Raw genomic sequence first — 18,032 nt, 5'->3', positions numbered from 1 at the left:
CGTTAATTAATTATGCTTATAGACCTTTACCTCACGAAAGATCATTGTCATACAATGTCCCGGGCTCTCTCGTAAAATAAAACGTTTACACGAATCAATATATCATTGCCTTCTTGAAATTGCAAGCATTTGAGACAAGGGATTTCTGTTCCCGCTATGAAGCGGTCATCTATCTAAGATAACCGCCATTATTAATATCGAAGGTAGCACCGGTATAGTGCCTCGATTTGTCTGATAGTAAAAAAATCACTGTATCAGCAACACTCTCGGGGCTTAGCGGCTGTTTAATCAGTTGGTGATTTAAATATTCTTCCTTTCTCCATACAGGGATCTCCTCCATCATGCTAGTATCTACCATCGTTGGGGCTACCGCATTTACTCGGATATATGGGGCAAAGTTCATAGCACAGCTCTTGGTTAGCCCTAGAATGGCTGCTTTGGACATCCCGTAGACGGCATCTGAGCTTCCTTCCAACCCGGATACAGAGGACATATTAACGATCGTTCCCTGACGCTGCTGCTGTAACAGCATTTCACCAAAGCAACGTGAGACATACACGCTCCCCATAACATTTACGCTCATCACCTTGGCCATTTCGTCAGGTGTATAGTTCAATAATGACTTACCTAAGTAAATGCCTGCATTGTTCACTAAGCCGTTCACATCGGGGTGCTTCTCAGATATGTAAGCAAAGAAGGAACTCACGTCCTCGTATTCGCTGATGTCCAGCCTGTACGTAGATAGCTGCTCCGTATTTGCATCGGCCTGAAGCTTGGTTAGCGCATCTTCATTGATATCACATGCCATCACTGCCGCACCTTCTTGGAGGCATTGCAAGGTGATAGCCTTTCCTATTCCTGATCCACTTCCCGTGACAATAACCTTCATATGCTGTAGCATAGCTGCTCCTCCTTTAATAAACAGTGCATTCTAATAGCCCCTCCTGAGCGAGAGTAGTACGAACTAGCAGGGCGCTAAAGAAAGCTCCTATGATTTCTCGTCCCCCATGTAGAGTTAATTATGACTCCCTGAATGGACAATCAAGAAGAATAATCTCTTGGGTACCGGGACGTAGCTCGATTCGACCTCCCAGAGGCAAGATCAGCTTCGGGTCTGTATGCCCCGCATCAAAATCCACTACAATCGCTATATGATCAGCCTCGAATTCATCCTTGATCACATTTACAATGATTTCATTCAATCGCTGCTTCTCGTCCTCCGTATAATCCTTGGCTCTACCAAACATAACACCTTTGATTTGGGTGAATATTCCCTGCATTCCGTAGTTGCGGAGCATATAGCCTACTTGATCAGGTGAAGGCTTGTCCTCTGAAGTTTCGAAGAATAGTATTTTATCCTGCCAGAACGATCGTTCAGGCCAGAATTCGGTGGCTTTCATAAATTCGAGCACTTCAATGCAACCGCCCCACAACGTGCCTTGCTGTACGGAATCTCCCTGTAAAAAAGTCCAGCCCTTCTCATTATCATAGAATTCCTTGCACTCCCCAAGCGTCTCCAGCCTGCTCCATTTCTGATACCCATTTGTCCATCGGAGATACGGAGCATAATGATACGGAAAATGATCCGTGAAGAGCATTGCCCTTACATGCTCCAGATGCTCAGAAGGAAGACTCCTCATCTGGGCGATTCCAGCCATAATAGACGGCCCATAAAAAGTAACCATGCCTAATTGATTGATGTACGCCAAAAAGGTGGTCGCATCTGAGAAGCCCATAATAAACTTTGGATGATTGATAATGGCTTCCTGATCTAGATACGGTAAAATTCTTATAGACTCATATCCGCCAATAGAGGTGATTACCCCATCAATTGTGTTGTCCCTGAAGCATTGGTTAATATCCTCCGCACGTAACTGTGGATGTCGATACAGATCGTCAGGAGACATTCTTGCTGTCGGCATTTCAACAATTTCCAACCCCAGAAGCTCTTGGAGATTCTTCAGTCCTAGCTCATAAATATCTGGGAATAGGTAAGGTAAGCCATTTGACGGCGATATGATAGCAATTCTTGAACCTGGCATGATCCTTTTAGGCTTCAGCATGTAGTCCCTCCTATACATCCCCACTGTCTATTCGATTAGATTTTCTCCGCCAAAATATATCTGATGGTATATTCCTTAGCTTGATTGTTCTGATAGAGCAATGTCTCCTGCCTGCTCCCCATATCCAGAATATGCAACTCTGCAAAATGCTCTCTTAAATCTTCCTCTCCAAAAAAATGAGCATACTTCCCCGAGGTGTACTCGTATGTACCCTTCTCCAGCTCTCGCCCCATACCGAAATGCTGATCCTCGTCAGAAAAACACGTGAAATATAGCATGCCACCAACTCTTACATCATCAATGCAGCGTGCAATAAGCTGTCTCCGCTCAGGCTCCAAAAATAAATGCAGCACATCATAGCAATAGATCGCATCAAACTGCTGCGGAGATATGACAGGCTCCAGTACAGAGCCCTGAATGTATTCACTTGCTGTGTCCCATTGACGTGCAAGCTGAATTGCCTCCGCTGATAGTTCTATACCTGTTACCTGAAAATGGGCAGATAAAGCTTTACTGTTCCTGCCGTAGCCCGCCCCTGGAATAAGAACCCTCTTAACATGATGTGACTTGAATAGCTCAATCGCATGAAATACGGTAGGACTCGGCTCGGTTCCCCAGATCATTCCTGACTGTAAAAAGCGCTCGTTCCAATACGTTCCCATCTTTATCTCTCCTAGTTCACGAATAGTCAGCACATTGCACATTGTATATTGATCATCCAAGTACAGCCTGAACTTACACGTTAAAATAAATAACTAATCTGCTAGAAGCTATAATTCACCGAATATTTCTTTATTATATATCTTCTTCAAATAATTAGATGTAATAAAAAGGACCAGACATAAGTCTGGCCCTGAATACTTAGCTTTCCATAATAACGTCAATAGCTTCTATTGAATAAGTTCGGATTGCTGAAGCAAATTTTGAAGCAGCTGCGCTACCTCTGCACGAGTAATTTCGCCCTTAGGTGCAAGCAGCGAAGCTGATCGACCCTTGGCAATATTTTGCGACAGATTGGCAGCAATATGCGCCCTTGCATAGCCCGCAATGGAGAATTGATCCTCGAACGATGCCAGCTCGGCTTCTATTTGCTCCTGGGATGCGGTCTTCTGGATGCCAGTGAGCTCCATCGCTTTGGATATGATCGTCATCGCTTGCTCACGAGTAATATGATCCTGCGGAGCAAATCGACCATCCTCATATCCTTCGATCAGTTGATACTCACGTGCAGTCTGGACGTACCCCGCGAACCACTGGGAGGCTTGCACATCTGTAAAGGCTACATCCCCTTGGCCAGGAGTCAGTCCCAATGCTCTGACCACCATAGCCGCAAACTCCGCCCGCGTAATATTCCGGTTCGGCTCGAATCTGTCTGAAGCAACTCCTGTAACGATCATGCGGGAGCCCATATCGGAAATCGCATTCTCCGCCCAGTGATTGACCGTATCCGGGAAGGTAACAGGATGCCACACCAAGGAATACATACTGTTCGTCAAGCTGTTAATGACCGCGTAATACTGACTGTCCTGCTGCCGTACATAAGTAGGTACATGATGGATAGAGCCATCTGCTCCTACCACTACTCCAGTCGTAATCTGATTCGGATCAACCGTGTCTGGAATAAGCAGGTCTCGTCTAACATAGCTACTAAAGCGATTAATATCCGTAGTAGTATTCTTGTAGGTAGCTGTCATCGTAAAATGAACCGGCTCCACCAGCCATGTAGCGCCTGCTTGGGAAGAAGCAGCCTGCAGCAGATTCTTATCCGCTGGGCTGGCCTTGGCAATCGTAAGCTTAAAGTCTACGTCTGCAAGGTTGGTAGCTGCACCTAAGTCGATTGCTATATCACCCAGTGGTAATTGGCCGGCTGATAATTGGTAGGAAGCACTAGGTGTTGTGAATACCAGTACAGCAGATCGGTCTGCCAGCTGTTGCACAATACCTCCGTTGAGTACAGCCGTAGTCCTATCCGAGTCTACCTGTACCGGCATCGTTACCACTGCGTTATTCCCTTCCCGCTCTAGCCACTCAAGTAGCTTAGCAGAATCAGGTGTAATCGTAGTGATCGTCTGATTATTGACAGTTGTTGTGTCCAACGTTCCGATATTCTCGGCTCTTCCATTCACGAGCACAGGAACACCATTTGGCAATGGCTGCGTTGGAGTTGGATCGCTCGTCCCTGGAGTATTCGGTGCGGGTGTTGTTGAACCTCCAACTTCACTGTTCCCCCCACCAGAGCGTCTTGGCAGGACGACAAAGGTAACGGTAGCTGTAGCAATAGCTCCTTCTCCATAGACGGCACTTACTACAGTCGAATATGTGCCTGCAGTCAACCCAGCTATCGGCTGAATTGTCCAACTGTCAATCGTCTCACCTGAGCCTATATTGGTAGCACCCGTATGAAGCTCAAAGGAATTAGAGTCACTGGAGTATACACTTTCGATTACCGCCATGGTATTGCCGGCATTGGTCATCAGCAGCGGTCTTGCTGCAGGACGTGTATATCCAGCCCGAACTTGATCAAATACAGGTGCAGCCATAGCGAGCTCTGAAGTCTGTTCACCAATATCCTCGAACTCTGCAGTTACTGTGACGTCCCCCGCTGGCATTATGAATGAGCCATTGCTAATTGGGAAAGCTTCCGAGTCGAAAATGTACTTCAGGGAGCCTGGTTGAAGTCGCTTCCCAGCTTCAGGCAGAACAGACACCGTAATTGGCACTCCTGCAACAGCAGTCGTCGGACTAGCTGTGATTGTGCCTCCTGCCTGATTAGCAACATGTACCGTGTACTCCACTGGAACTACAGGAGCGGCTGTCACCGTGATCGTCGCTGTGCCTTTTTTGCTGCTGTCTTCCGTGGACGTCGCCGTGATCGTGTACGGACCTGGTGTCGCTGTCGCAGACACGCTTACCAGGCCCGTGTTGCTCACCAACACGTTACCCGTCAGGTCGCTGCTGCTCCACGTCACTGTCTGAGCTGCACCACCGCTGACGCTCACTGTCGCGCTCAGCTGTTCCGTTGCTCCCTGCACCACATTGGCTGTGCCTGGAGTCACCGTTACACTGTTTACCGCTGGGGCGGCTGTCACCGTGATCGTCGCTGTGCCTTGCTTGCTGCTGTCTTCTGTAGACGTCGCCGTGATCGTATACGGACCCGGTGTCGCTGTTGCAGACACGGTTACCAGTCCCGTGCTGCTCACCGACACATTCCCTGTCAGATCACTGCTGCTCCACGTCACCGTATCCGCTGCGCCACCACTTACACTAACCGTCGCGCTCAGCTGCTCGCTCGATCCTTGCACCACGCTTGCTGTGCCTGGAGTGACTGTCACGCTGTTCACCACTGGAACCTCAGGCGCAGCTGCTACTGTAATCGTCGCTGTTCCTCGTTTGCTGTTATCTTCTGTGGACGTTGCCGTAATCGTGTATGGACCCGGTGTTGCCGTCGCAGACACGGTGACCAGTCCCGTGCTGCTCACCGACACATTCCCCGTCAGATCGCTGCTGCTCCATGTCACCGTCTGAGCTGCGCCACCACTTACGTTCACCGCCGCGGTCAGCTGTTCGCTTGCTCCTTGCACCACACTTGCCGTGCTCGGAGTAACGATCACGCTGTTCACCGCAGGTGCTTCCGTCACTGTGATCGTCGACGTTCCTTGCTTGCTGTTATCTTCCGTGGACGTTGCTGTGATCGTGTATGGACCGGGCGTCGCTGTCGCAGACACGGTGACCAATCCCGTGTTGCTCACCGACACATTGCCCGTCAGATCGCTACTGCTCCATGTCACCGTATCGACCACGCCACCGCTTACGTTCACCGTCGCGGTCAGTTGCTCGCTCGCCCCTTGCACCACACTTGCCGTGCTCGGAGTGACGATTACGCTGTTCACCGCAGGTGCTTCCGTCACTGTGATCGTCGCTGTTCCTTGCTTGCTGTTATCTTCCGTCGACGTCGCCGTAATCGTGTACGGACCCGGCGTCGCCGTTGCAGACACGGTGACCAATCCCGTGTTGCTCACGGACACATTGCCCGTCAGATCGCTACTGCTCCACGTCACCGTATCGACCGCACCACCGCTTACGTTCACCGTCGCGGTCAGCTGCTCGCTCGCCCCTTGCACCACACTTGCCGTGCTCGGAGTGACGATTACGCTGTTCACCGCAGGTGCTTCCGTCACTGTGATCGTCGACGTTCCTTGCTTGCTGTTATCTTCCGTGGACGTTGCTGTGATCGTGTATGGGCCCGGCGTTGCTGTCGCAAACACGGTGACCAATCCCGTGTTGCTCACCGACACATTGCCCGTCAGATCGCTGCTACTCCATGTCACCGTATCGGCTGCGCCACCACTGACGTCAACCGTCACGCCCAGCTGCTCGCTCGATCCTTGCACCACGCTTGCTGTGCTCGGAGTGACGATTACGCTGTTCACCGCAGGTGCTTCCGTCACTGTGATCGTCGACGTTCCTTGCTTGCTGTTATCTTCCGTGGACGTTGCTGTGATCGTGTATGGGCCCGGCGTTGCTGTCGCAGACACGGTGACCAATCCCGTGTTGCTCACCGACACATTGCCCGTCAGATCGCTGCTACTCCATGTCACCGTATCGGCTGCGCCACCACTGACGTCAACCGTCGCGGTCAGCTGCTCGCTCGATCCTTGCACCACGCTTGCTGTGCCTGGAGTGACGATTACGCTGTTCACAATAGGCACGACTGCCAAGGTAGTCGTATTGATAATGCCTGTCGTGAAATCCTGCGTGTAACCCACGGCTACTACTTTTCCGCCTGCCACAGCAATGTCTGCATAATCAGCCATGATTCCACTATTGCCTGGATCTTCCTGCCAGGTCAGCCCATCCGTGGATACTGCCACTTTTTCAAGCTGACCTACCGTGTAGAATTGTCCTGCGGCAAAAATGACTGAATTCAACGCTAGTGTATTGTCACTCAGCGCATTATTCTGAGTCCATACCAATCCGTCACTGGAGACATAGGATTTCCCCTTATCTCCCACAGCTACGAACCTGTTGTTGCCGTAGACAATGTCCGTAATCACATGAACTGATGGTGCAGTGTACACCAGATTCCAATTCACTGCATCAACAGAACGATAGATCCGGCTAGGTTGATCCTGCATGTAGGTCGTTGCCACATACACACCATCACCATAGGTTAACCTGTAAAAATTCAAGCCGTTACTCCCTGTAAATACCACCGCAGGCGCTGCATTACCGATGTAAGAGTAAGCTCTGTCTCCTCCTATCAGAACGTAACGGTCCTCTGCAGGATTATAGACCATGTCCTGAATCAGGGTATTATTCAGGGAGGCATGAACAGGCACCCAGGATGATGGGATTTGAGGCGTCGTCGTTCTGAGCACGCCTTCCGACCCCGTAAGATACCAGGTCGAATTCAAGTACTTAAGATTACTCGGTTCGAGCGCTAAGCCAAGATTATGTTCAGTCCAGGTCGTCGTATCTGTGGAGAGATGATAATCCAGGAAATACCCTAAGGACATCCACGTGCCTCCACCATATTCCGTCAGCGTTTGAAAGCTGTTCGGGACCTGCTTTGCGTTAATCCATGTTGAAGCACTCGCCTTCGGTGCCCAACCGAACAGGCCCAAGGAGTGAATCAGCAGGACGATGGCTAGCGTAGCCCGGATGACACTTCTTACACCTTTCTTGCTTTTACAAACAATCGCTTTCGCCCTCCTCTATCACTGAATCTGCTTCATACAACTATGTAATTTCCCTGAGAAGTAGACCAAATGCCGGATATGGAAATTACTCTCAGTATAAAGGAAAATCGTTTGTGCGTATCACGAAATTTGGGTCATATTTCCGTTGTATTAGTTCTAATTACCCATGATGGTTGTATATTATTTTACATTAATAGATGAAAATAACTTCAACTTTTCGTATTTTGAGTTAATTCCCAAATTATTAATGACAATTACCAACATATTCTGATATAAACATCATATAGTAACCTTTCCGTTGACAGATAGCCCGATAGGAGGACTCTATGTGATCACTACTGTTGCTACCAAACCCGACGATGAACTCTTTCTGTTTCAGCTGTATTCCTCAACGCGCCAAGATGAATTATTGAGTTGGGGATGGGGAGAGCAGGAGAAGCAAGCATTCCTTAGCATGCAATGGAGGGCACAGACCATGTCCTACGCCGCTGCTTATCCAAATGCGATTCGGGAGATTGTACAGCAGCAACAGACTCCTGTCGGTCAGCTGTATACCAGCTGTCACGGTAATCAGTGGCTACTTATCGATATCTCGCTTCTTCCGGAGTATCGTAATCAAGGAATTGGCTCCTGCTTGATTCAGAAGCTACAAGAGCACGCACGCAGGGCAGAGGCAACTATTCAATTGAGTGTGCTTCCTATGAGCAGCGCAGCGCGGCTGTATCATAGATTAGGCTTTCGGCATGTGAGCAGCTCCGGATTGCACCACATATTGGAGTGGAGCCACTTACACAACGACAACGATTAATCCAAACATTGATGCAGAAGGGTGTGTGTTAGATGGGTGAAGGGTACTTGGGTGAAATCCGCCTGTTTGCGGGCAACTTTGCTCCAGAGGGATGGGCATTATGCAACGGTCAGTTGCTTCTGATTAGTGCGAATGAAGCATTATTTAGTCTGATTGGCACCACTTATGGTGGAGATGGGCAGACCAATTTTGCGCTTCCTGATCTGCAGGGCAGAGTAGCCGTGCATCGCAGTCAGACCTATACGATAGGACAAAAAGCAGGCAGTGAGACTGTTACTTTGAATGCGTCTAACCTTCCAGCACATACTCATATCGCTAACGCTTGGACAGGTGGGACAGACAAGTTGGACAGTCCAGAGAATGCATTATGGGGAGACTCCCCTCGTAAAATTTATTTTTCAGGGACCCCGACGGCTACGGTCAATATGAATGCTAGTACCGTTAGTAGCGTCGGTGGCAACCAGCCGCATGATAACATGATGCCATCTACTGCTATCTCGTTCATCATCTGCTTAGAAGGCATATATCCATCTCAATTCTAGCCGTTCCTTTTTTGAATTCATTTAACAACGATTTTATAATAGTTAATCAGTGAAAAAACGAGTTCCAACAGACTCAACCATTTGTTATGAGGAGGTAATACTATGGAGCCGTTCTTAGGCGAAATTAGACTGTTTCCCTACAATGCCATCCCCAAGGGATGGAGTCCTTGTGAAGGCCAGATTCTTTCAATCAATACGAACCAAGCACTATACTCCATTCTCTCCAATGTGTATGGAGGTGACGGCAAAACTACTTTTGCACTCCCCGATTATCGCGGACGCACTCCTATTCATGTATCCGCCAGCATTCCTCTCGGTACTTCCCAGGGAGAGGCTGCGCACACACTGACCATTAATGAGATCCCACAACATACGCATCAGGTATATTCAAGTCCTGAAGCTCCAAAGCTAGCTACACCCACTGGAAATACCTGGTCCGCTATAGCAGATTCCTTCAGTCAGAATGCGCCAACGACCGGAGGAACTGCTGCACAAATGGCCGTAGGAAGCATCAAAGAATCCGGGAGCTCATCCGCCCACGATAATATGCAGCCTTATCTCGTACTGGTCTACGCTATTGCTACTACAGGGATCTACCCCTCAAGAGGTTGAAGTAATTATAAGGAGGTACGTACATGGCTGACGCATTTACTGGCGAGATTCGAATTTTCTCTGGCAATTATGCACCCCGCGACTGGGCTCTGTGCAATGGTCAATTGCTCAAGATTACCGATTATACCGCTCTCTATTCCATCATTGGCTTCCAATATGGAGGAGACGGAAAAACTACATTTGCGCTTCCTAATCTCATGGGCTCCGCAGTCCTGCACCAGGGTCAAGGCGTTGGTCTTACGCATCATATCATAGGGGCCAAGACAGGGTCAGCACAGGTTACGCTGGTCTTATCTCAGACACCTAATCATACCCATACTGCTCAAGCAGTAGCTGTGAATGGTAATCAGAACAGCCCAACAGACAGCTACTGGGCGCAAGCTCCCAAGCCTGCTCCTACTTTGCCGCAGCCGCTTTTGTATAACTCTACTCCTGCTGCCCAGATGTCTCCCATGACCTTAGGGGCAGTCGGTGGGTCGCAGCCTCACAACAACATGCAGCCCTTTATTGCGCAGAATTTCATCATCTGCCTGAATGGAGATTATTACCCTGTACGTCCATAAACGACAAGGTGTCTATGTATTACCCCATGCCCAGTCTTTACGATTGGACATGAAGAAGCTCAGCGCAACCGCTGAGCTTTTCTTCTTGTCATCAATGCTAATATCGCAATCATAGATCTTGCAATCACAATCATAGGTCTTGCAATCGCGATTATGAGATCTACAATTCAATAATGATAGCTTCCGATACCTCATATTCAGGAGCTGCTGCAGCACCCGCCACGTACATTTCATGATCCTCGACTACCGGTATCGCCTTGCCTTTCAGCGCTAATTCTTCAAGATTACTATTGCTCTTGACTGACTTTCGGCCTGTATAAGCTACAGCGGTGCCGTCAAACGTCATTACGATCTTGTTCACATCCTTGAGGTCTACCCCTCTATTCAATGGATCATTGTTCAAGTCCTCCAGCGGTATTTCTATGGACCACAAAGCTAACAGTCCCGGCATGATTCGGCCGAGGCCATCTCCTGCACTGCCTCCCGAATAGCTCTCGATTTTTTCCGTCACACCTTGTGGCACTGCTGGTGTAATTGAGACCTGATATTCATAAAAACCCTGGCTTTTCTTATGCACAAAATCAAATCGCTCTCCCTGCGGGTCCAGGAAGGTAGAAGAACCCATATGAGTGAATCTCACATGAACATTGCCCGAGTCAAGTCTCGCACCCGGCAGCTGAACCTGGCATTGACTAGCCGTCATATGTGCTTTCCCCGCAATTTTCTCTCTCACGATCTTATTATCCAGGGACAGGGCGAAGAACGCCTGCTTATGCTCACGCAGCGCTCGGAACTGCTCCGGATAAGTAGCTTCATTGAAGATCACGGTAATATTGCGATACGTCTGGATTGGCGTCTCCGAGTGATTCACTGCATCTATGATTTTATTCGTAATCGTCGCATGAATCTGGCTTAATTCGGCTACGTGGCTGCCACGAATCTGTGGGAATAGATCATGACCCAGCACCATGTAACGGAACGCCTGATATTCCTGATATAAGAAGTCAATCAGGCTCTGCTTGGCATCATTGTACATGCTGAAGATGTACGTATGGAACAAAGGTAGCGATGGGTCCACTTGATCACCCAGAGCCTGACGAAGACGCTCATCCTCAGCACGCAGGCGTGTGGCATCTGCCAGCAGCTTTTCTTCCTCAAGGAACTTGGCACCGTAGCTCTGCACCTTTTCTTGATAGCCCTCCACCACTTTCAAATAATCATAGAAGGCATTGCGATAACTCTCCACTTTCTCCGCGGGAACCTTTTTGTATACAGGCTCCAGCATGCTTTCGAATTCCTTTCGAGTCATCTTGAACATGGAGGCACGATAACCGAATTTATCTTGGGCTTGTCCCATCTGCTCGCCGATATCGCGCAGCTCCCTACCGCTCTGATATAGACCATATATAGAGGAAAATCCTTTTTTCACACTATTTATGGATTTGCTTAAGGCCTCTTCTTGTTTCTTCTTCTCCTTCTCAACCTGCTCCGGATCTGTGCTATGATTGCGAACCGCTACGCTTGCCTTGGACTCGAAGCAGCTACTTACAGCTGAATATATGGCTCCCCCCGTGCGCACTGCGGTCATAACAGGCGTTACGCTAGTGACAAGAGCCACTCCATTGACGACCAGATTGAAGGTAGCCTTCAGTGAATCCAGCGCCAGTTGATTTCTTAATGCCTCCACGAACTCACCTGCGGTTGTCTCTAATATCTTTTCCTTCTCAAACAAATTTCCCAGCATGCTGTCAATGTCGTTTTTGAGCTCTGATCGATCCGCTATAGACTTAGCCCGCTCCTTGTCCATTGCAACAACCTTGTCGGCTGAAATGGTCAGTGCCTTCGTCAGCGCACCCTCTCGGTTGTGTTGACTATTTTGTGCCTGCATATACTCGATATAGAGATCCTCAGCCTGCTTCGCCGCAGTAATCAGATCGCTTCCGCGCTGCTGATATTCTTTCAAAGGCATTAAGGGCGTCCAGTTCCATGGGTTTCCGAAGTAATCCAGTCCATCACCTAATTGTGCGAGGAGAATAATCGCTTTACTGCGCAATGCCAGCCACTGAACCGAACTAGTGAGAAATAGCTTCATGAATGCTGTGGTCTGCACCTGGCTTGCTCGCATCTTGTCGAACCATTCCTCATCCGGCAAGGTGTTGATCAGCCATTCCAGCAGGACAGCAGCTTCATTCAAAGTATCTTTACTGCCGGCCATATAAGCTACGCTAGCCTTGTGAAGTGTCAGCGTTTGTTGCTCTAATGAGGCGCACAGCATCCCGTTCTGATAGAATGTAATAAATTCTTCCTGTATAGAGACATGCTCGATGGGCGAGCCATGGAATTGAGCATGCTTGATCAACATCTTTGCCAATTGGCCTGCCTTGCCTGGTGAAGCTGGAACAGCTCGCGCCCCATCTTGACCATCTATGCCATCTGCCCCGCTGTCACCACGTTTATCACTCTGCACAAAAGTTGGTGGAAAAACAACAAACTCTAATTCATGAGCACCTATCCCTCCCTTTCCCCCTGAATTGCCTTTACCTGGCTCCGCTTCCGCTCCAGGCTGCCCCGCTGCACTGTCCAGTGTAATCAGGTGCTCCGAGGCTGATTTCACATAGCCCACAAATATATCGCCACCATTACCTCCGTTACCAGATCTACCCGCATTTCCACCGTTGCCGCCATTCCCACCCTTTTTCCCGGGAGCAGCACCAAAAAGATAACGCCGTTTGGCATTGAACTCGATATCCTTTCCTTCCACTCCATCTGTGCCTACGGCCCCCTCGCCGCCATCTTGTCCACGTCCACCTGGACCGCCACTGGCAATCAGCTTGAGTTCTCCTCCCAGCTCATAGCGCTCCGCTACCAATACAATATGTCCACCTGCGATCCCTTGTCCTCCGTCTTTACCGTTGGCCCCGTGCTCCCCATTCATGCCTTTCTCTTCCTTAGCTGTGCCCGATCTTGCCGGATTGTTTTCGTAGTCCTCTACAGGTCTGCTTGTATAAGAAGTATCAATGGTTATTGGACAATCTGACCAGATAATGCGAGCATTCATAGTGATATTTCTGCCTGCAACTACTAAATTCTCGCACAAATGGATTGTGTCCGCCTGGATAACGTAGTGGGCACTTACATCCTTGAAATATTCCTTGGTAAGCTCCAGATCCGCTGCAACCAGATGGATCGTGTCTCCGATTCGTCCCCGTTGAACCTCTGAAAATAATAGTGATTGTGCCACTTCCTCTGGTGTCATGAACCCGTTGTCTAGCGTCGTCATGGCAAAAACCTCCCAAAATTTGATGTAAGTAAAGCTTGGCATTTCCCATAGAAGTATGTCGATTGATGTTTTGGAAATTACTTTCATCATAATTGAAAAATGGACTATGAATTCCACTAATTTTTGCTTACAACTGGCCTGTTTGGGTAATTAGAACTATATATTTAATATAAATTTTTACATTTATTACATATAATTAACAATCATTCTGAACAAAGTGACATGGTTCAAATGTCATCACAGGCAATATCAAACACCTATTCCTCAGGCCGGCTTAGAACGAATGCACGACAGAAGGACCTTAGCCCAATAGCTAAGGTCCTTCTTATTATGCATGCGACAATCCAATCATCGGACTTACAATTCAATAATGATATTCTCTGCCCCTTCAGCTCCTGGAGCTGTCACTGCATCTGCACCATACACCTGTTCGCCCAGAGCCGTAATATCTTTTTCTTCCCGTGCTGGCTTACTGGTGCCTCTCAAAGGCTTCCGATCTGTATAGGCTACAGCAGTACCGTCAAACGTCATCACAATCTTGGTAACATCCTTGAGGTTTACCCCACTATTCAACGGATCATTGTTCAGGTCCGCAAGCGGTACCTCGATGGACCACAAAGATAACAGTCCCGGCATGATTCGGCCGAGGCCATCTCCTGCACTGCCTCCCGAATAGCTTTCAATTTTCTCCGTCACTCCACCTTGTGGACCTGCAGGAGTAATAGAGACCTGGTATTCATAAAAGCCCTTGCTTTTCTTATGCACAAAATCGAATCGCTCCCCCTGCGGGTCCAGGAACGTAGAAGAACCCATATGAGCAAATCTCACATGAACATTCCCCGAATCAAGTCTCGCACCCGGCAGCTGAACCTGGCATTGACTAGCCGTCATATGTGCTTTCCCCGCAATTTTCTCACGCACGGCCTTATTGTCCAGGGACAGGGCGAAGAACGCCTGCTTATGCTCACGCAGCGCTCGGAACTGCTCCGGATAAGTAGCTTCATTGAGGATCACAGTAATATTACGATACGTCTGGATTGGCGTCTCCGAGTGATTCACTGCTTCTATGATTTTATTCGTAATCGTCGCATGAATCTGGCTTAATTCGGCTACATGACTGCCCCGAATCTGCGGGAATAGATCATGACCCAGCACCATATAACGGAACGCCTGATACTCCTGATATAAGAAGTCAATCAGATTCTGCTTGGCATCATTGTACATACTGAAAATATACGTATGGAACAACGGTAGCGATGGGTCCACTTGATTGCCCAGAGCCTGACGGAGACGCTCGTCCTCAGCACGAAGGCGCGTGGCATCTGCCAGCAGCTTCTCTTCTTCAAGGAACTTGGCATTGTAGGTCTGCACCTTTCCTTGATAGCTCTCTACCACATTCAGATAACCATAGAAGGCTTTGCGATAATTTTCTACCTTCTCCTTGGATACCTTCTTGTACACAGGCTCCAGCATGCTTTCGAATTCCTCTCGTGTCATCGTAACCATCGAGGCATGGTAACCGAACTGATCGCGGGCCTGTTCCATCTGCTTGGCAATATCTATTAGCTCGCTGCCGCTTTGATAGATTGCATAGCCAGAGGAAAATACCTTTTTCACATTGTCCATCGACTTGCTTAGGGCTGCTTCTTTTTTCTTTTTTTCCTTATCGGTCTGCTCCGTGCTCGTACCGCTATCCGCTGCTTTTGCTTCAGACTCGAAGTAGCTATTGACAGCCGAGTAAATGGCTCCACCTGCACGTAATGCAGTGATGGCAGGGGTAACATTGGTGACGAGAGCTACTCCATTGACGACCAGATCAAAGGTGGCCTTCAGTGAATCCAGCGCCAGTTGCATTTTCAAGGCCTCCACAAACTCATTTGCGGATTTGGCCAATTCATTTTCCTTCTCAGACAGATTACTCAGCATACTATCCATCTCGGTTTTGAGCTCCGAACGAGCTGTTATAGACTTAGCCCGATCATCCTCCATTAGAACAATATTGTCCGCAGTAATGGACAAGGCCTTCTTCAGCGTGCCTTCTCGGTTCTGTTGATTATTTTGTGCCTGCATATACTCGATATAGAGATCCTCGGCCTGCTTCGCCGCTGTAATCAGATCGCTTCCACGCTTCTGATACTCATTTAAAGGCATTAGTGGCGTCCAGTTCCAGGGATTCCCGAAATAGTCCAGTCCCTGACCTAATTGAGCAAGGAGAATGACCGCTTTACTACGCAACGCCAGCCACTGAACAGAATCGGTGAACAATTGCTCCATGAAGGCGGTCGTCTGCACCTGTCTTGCTCGCATCTGGTCGAACCAACCTTCATCTGGCAAAGTGTGTATTAGCCATGTCAGCAGAACCGCAGCTTCTGTCAGACTTTCTTCGCTCCCAGCCATATAAGCCACGCTAGCCTTGTGAATGGTGAGCATTTGTTGCTCCAGCGAAGCGCACAGGATACCCTGCTGATAGAATTTAATAAACTCTTCCTTTACAGAACCATGCTCGATGGGCGAGCCGTGGAATTGAGCGTGCTCAATCAGCATCTTTTCCAATTGGCCTGCCTTGCCTGACACAGCCGAAGCAGCTCTCGCCCCATCGTGACCAGACTTACCGTCTGCCCCACTGTACGTACGTTCATTACTAATATAGGGAACCGGAGCCCTGTCTCCACGCCCTGGACCGTACTTGATGATTCGACCGCCCAATCCTCCTTTTCCCCCTGACTTACCGCTACCAGGCTCTGCATCCGCACCAGCCTGCCCGGCTGCACTATACAGCGTAATCAGATCCTCCCTGGCTGATTCCACATAGCCTACCAAAATATCGCCACCATTACCTCCGTTACCGGATTTCCCTGCATTTCCACCATTTCCGCCATCGCCAGCGTTTTTCCCGGCCGTAGGATCATCATTCCAAAAGAAACCGACCTCTGCATCCTTCCCTGCCTCTCCATCTGTTCCAGCAGCACCATCGCCGCCATGTTGTCCACGCCCGCCTGGACCACCGCTGGCAATCAGCCTGAGCTCCCCTCCCAACTCATAGCGCTCGGCTACCAATACAATATGTCCTCCTGCGATACCATGTCCTCCATCTTTACCATGAGCCCCATCTTCCCCATTTGCACCCTTATTTGGCTTTACTGTGCCCGATTTGGCTGGATTGTTTTCATAGTCCTCTACAGGCACTTTGGTATACGACGTATTGATGGTTATTTGGCTGTCAGACGAGATAATACGAGCGTTCAAGGCTACATTCCTGCCCGGAATCTCCAGATTCTCACGCAAATGGATTGTATCCGCATGAATGATGTAGTGAACATTTACATCCTTGAAGTATTCCTTGGTCAGCTCCAGATTCGCCGCAACCAGATGGATCGTGTCCCCAATGAGACCTCGCTGAACCTCTGAAAATAATAATGATTGTGCTACTTCCTCCGGTGTCAGGAACCCGTTGTCTAATGTAGTCATGGCAAAAGCCTCCCGTAATTTGATAATTTGATGTAAGTAATGCTTGTCAATCCCCATAGAAGTATGTCAATTGATGTTATGGAAATTACTTTCATCATAATCGAAAAATGGAGAATGAATTACATTAAATTCAGGCCTTTTATCATGATGTTAGGAAATTAGAACTATATCTTTTATATAAATTTTTACTTTTATATCAAATAAATACCATTCATTCTGAACAAAATGACCTAGTTCTATGATGTTATATGTAGACGAAGAAATCGGTGAATGAGTTGCTGAGATTGCATTGCTGGTGAAACCGATATCTGATATATTGGTTTTATGGATAAACATATCATTAAGCCCATTCAACGCCTGTCGTTGCGTGATGAAGTCTATCACACGTTAAGAAGGTCCATCATTACACTGGAACTACAACCTGAGGAGCGGCTCAGTGACAAGGACTTAGCTGAGAAATTCGGAATTAGCCGCACCCCTGTCCGAGAAGCGCTCAAGAAGCTGGAGGATGAAGGTCTGGTGGGATCGCTCCCGGGGTCATCTACTTTTGTTGCTCCAATACATGTGAAGGAGGCTGAGCACGCTTTTACCGTTGTCGCTGTCTTACACGCTTTGGCGGCCAGACTTGCAGCTCCTCTACTAGAGCCCGCAGATATTCAGGCTTTGGGGGAGTGCAATGCCTCATTACAGCATGCCATTGAACGAGGTAATGCAATTCAAGCTGTAGAGGCAGATACGAGCTTTCATAAGGTCTTTCTGGATGTCGCAGCAAATCCTGAGATTATATTGGCACTGGAACGTAGCATACCCAAGATTCAGCGGTTGGAAATATCACAATTCAATACCTTGAATGGCCTGCAATCGGTAGAGCAGCATCTTCAAATCATGGATGCATGCAGGCTTAAGGAATACGACCGCGTTGCTCGTCTCGTTGAAGACAATTGGCTGAGTCTCGGAAAGCTGCTGACTGAGCCATCCGAGCTGAGGTGACATGGAT

Annotated in this window: 11 protein-coding genes; 5 read left to right on the top strand and 6 right to left on the bottom strand. The window is 48.5% G+C overall.

Annotated elements, in window-relative coordinates; translation table 11 throughout:
• Positions 1 to 169: 169 nt before the first annotated feature.
• The 4 genes from MKX74_RS08915 to MKX74_RS08900 form a co-directional block, all read right to left on the bottom strand.
• A complete protein-coding gene (locus tag MKX74_RS08915) occupies positions 170 to 901 on the bottom strand; it encodes an SDR family NAD(P)-dependent oxidoreductase (protein WP_341178131.1) in 732 nt (243 codons plus the stop codon).
• 118 nt (positions 902 to 1,019) lie between these two features.
• On the bottom strand, positions 1,020 to 2,063 hold the full coding sequence (locus MKX74_RS08910; protein ID WP_341178130.1) for a S66 family peptidase: 1,044 nt from the start codon (positions 2,061 to 2,063) through the stop codon (positions 1,020 to 1,022).
• 35 nt (positions 2,064 to 2,098) lie between these two features.
• Positions 2,099 to 2,725 carry a class I SAM-dependent methyltransferase gene (locus MKX74_RS08905; RefSeq protein ID WP_341178129.1) on the bottom strand — a complete coding sequence of 209 codons (627 nt, stop codon included), beginning with the start codon at positions 2,723 to 2,725 and terminating at the stop codon, positions 2,099 to 2,101.
• 228 nt (positions 2,726 to 2,953) lie between these two features.
• Positions 2,954 to 7,579 (bottom strand): Ig-like domain-containing protein, encoded by a 4,626-nt coding sequence (locus MKX74_RS08900; RefSeq protein WP_341178128.1) that lies wholly within the window; start codon positions 7,577 to 7,579, stop codon positions 2,954 to 2,956.
• Positions 7,580 to 8,090: 511 nt separating this feature from the next.
• Here MKX74_RS08900 and MKX74_RS08895 point away from each other — a divergent pair.
• From MKX74_RS08895 to MKX74_RS08880, 4 genes are all read left to right on the top strand, one after another.
• Positions 8,091 to 8,570, top strand: coding sequence for a GNAT family N-acetyltransferase (locus tag MKX74_RS08895; RefSeq protein WP_341178127.1), 480 nt, complete (start codon positions 8,091 to 8,093; stop codon positions 8,568 to 8,570).
• A 32-nt stretch (positions 8,571 to 8,602) separates the two neighbouring features.
• On the top strand, positions 8,603 to 9,112 hold the full coding sequence (locus MKX74_RS08890; RefSeq protein WP_341178126.1) for a phage tail protein: 510 nt from the start codon (positions 8,603 to 8,605) through the stop codon (positions 9,110 to 9,112).
• 102 nt (positions 9,113 to 9,214) lie between these two features.
• Positions 9,215 to 9,724 carry a phage tail protein gene (locus tag MKX74_RS08885; RefSeq protein WP_341178125.1) on the top strand — a complete coding sequence of 170 codons (510 nt, stop codon included), beginning with the start codon at positions 9,215 to 9,217 and terminating at the stop codon, positions 9,722 to 9,724.
• Positions 9,725 to 9,747: 23 nt separating this feature from the next.
• Positions 9,748 to 10,287 (top strand): phage tail protein, encoded by a 540-nt coding sequence (locus MKX74_RS08880; RefSeq protein WP_028592296.1) that lies wholly within the window; start codon positions 9,748 to 9,750, stop codon positions 10,285 to 10,287.
• Positions 10,288 to 10,447: 160 nt separating this feature from the next.
• On the opposite strand, the gene MKX74_RS08875 is transcribed toward MKX74_RS08880, so the two are convergent.
• Positions 10,448 to 13,567 carry a hypothetical protein gene (locus MKX74_RS08875; protein ID WP_341178124.1) on the bottom strand — a complete coding sequence of 1,040 codons (3,120 nt, stop codon included), beginning with the start codon at positions 13,565 to 13,567 and terminating at the stop codon, positions 10,448 to 10,450.
• A 357-nt stretch (positions 13,568 to 13,924) separates the two neighbouring features.
• A complete protein-coding gene (locus MKX74_RS08870; protein WP_341178123.1) occupies positions 13,925 to 17,035 on the bottom strand; it encodes a hypothetical protein in 3,111 nt (1,036 codons plus the stop codon).
• Between the two features lie 324 nt (positions 17,036 to 17,359).
• On the opposite strand from MKX74_RS08870, the gene MKX74_RS08865 reads away from it, so the two are divergent.
• Positions 17,360 to 18,025, top strand: coding sequence for a GntR family transcriptional regulator (locus MKX74_RS08865; RefSeq protein WP_341178122.1), 666 nt, complete (start codon positions 17,360 to 17,362; stop codon positions 18,023 to 18,025).
• Positions 18,026 to 18,032 lie beyond the last annotated feature (7 nt).

Source organism: Paenibacillus sp. FSL K6-1230 (assembly GCF_038002385.1).
GTDB classification, from domain to species: Bacteria; Bacillota; Bacilli; order Paenibacillales; family Paenibacillaceae; genus Paenibacillus; species Paenibacillus massiliensis.
This window is presented reverse-complemented; position numbering and strand designations above follow the sequence as displayed.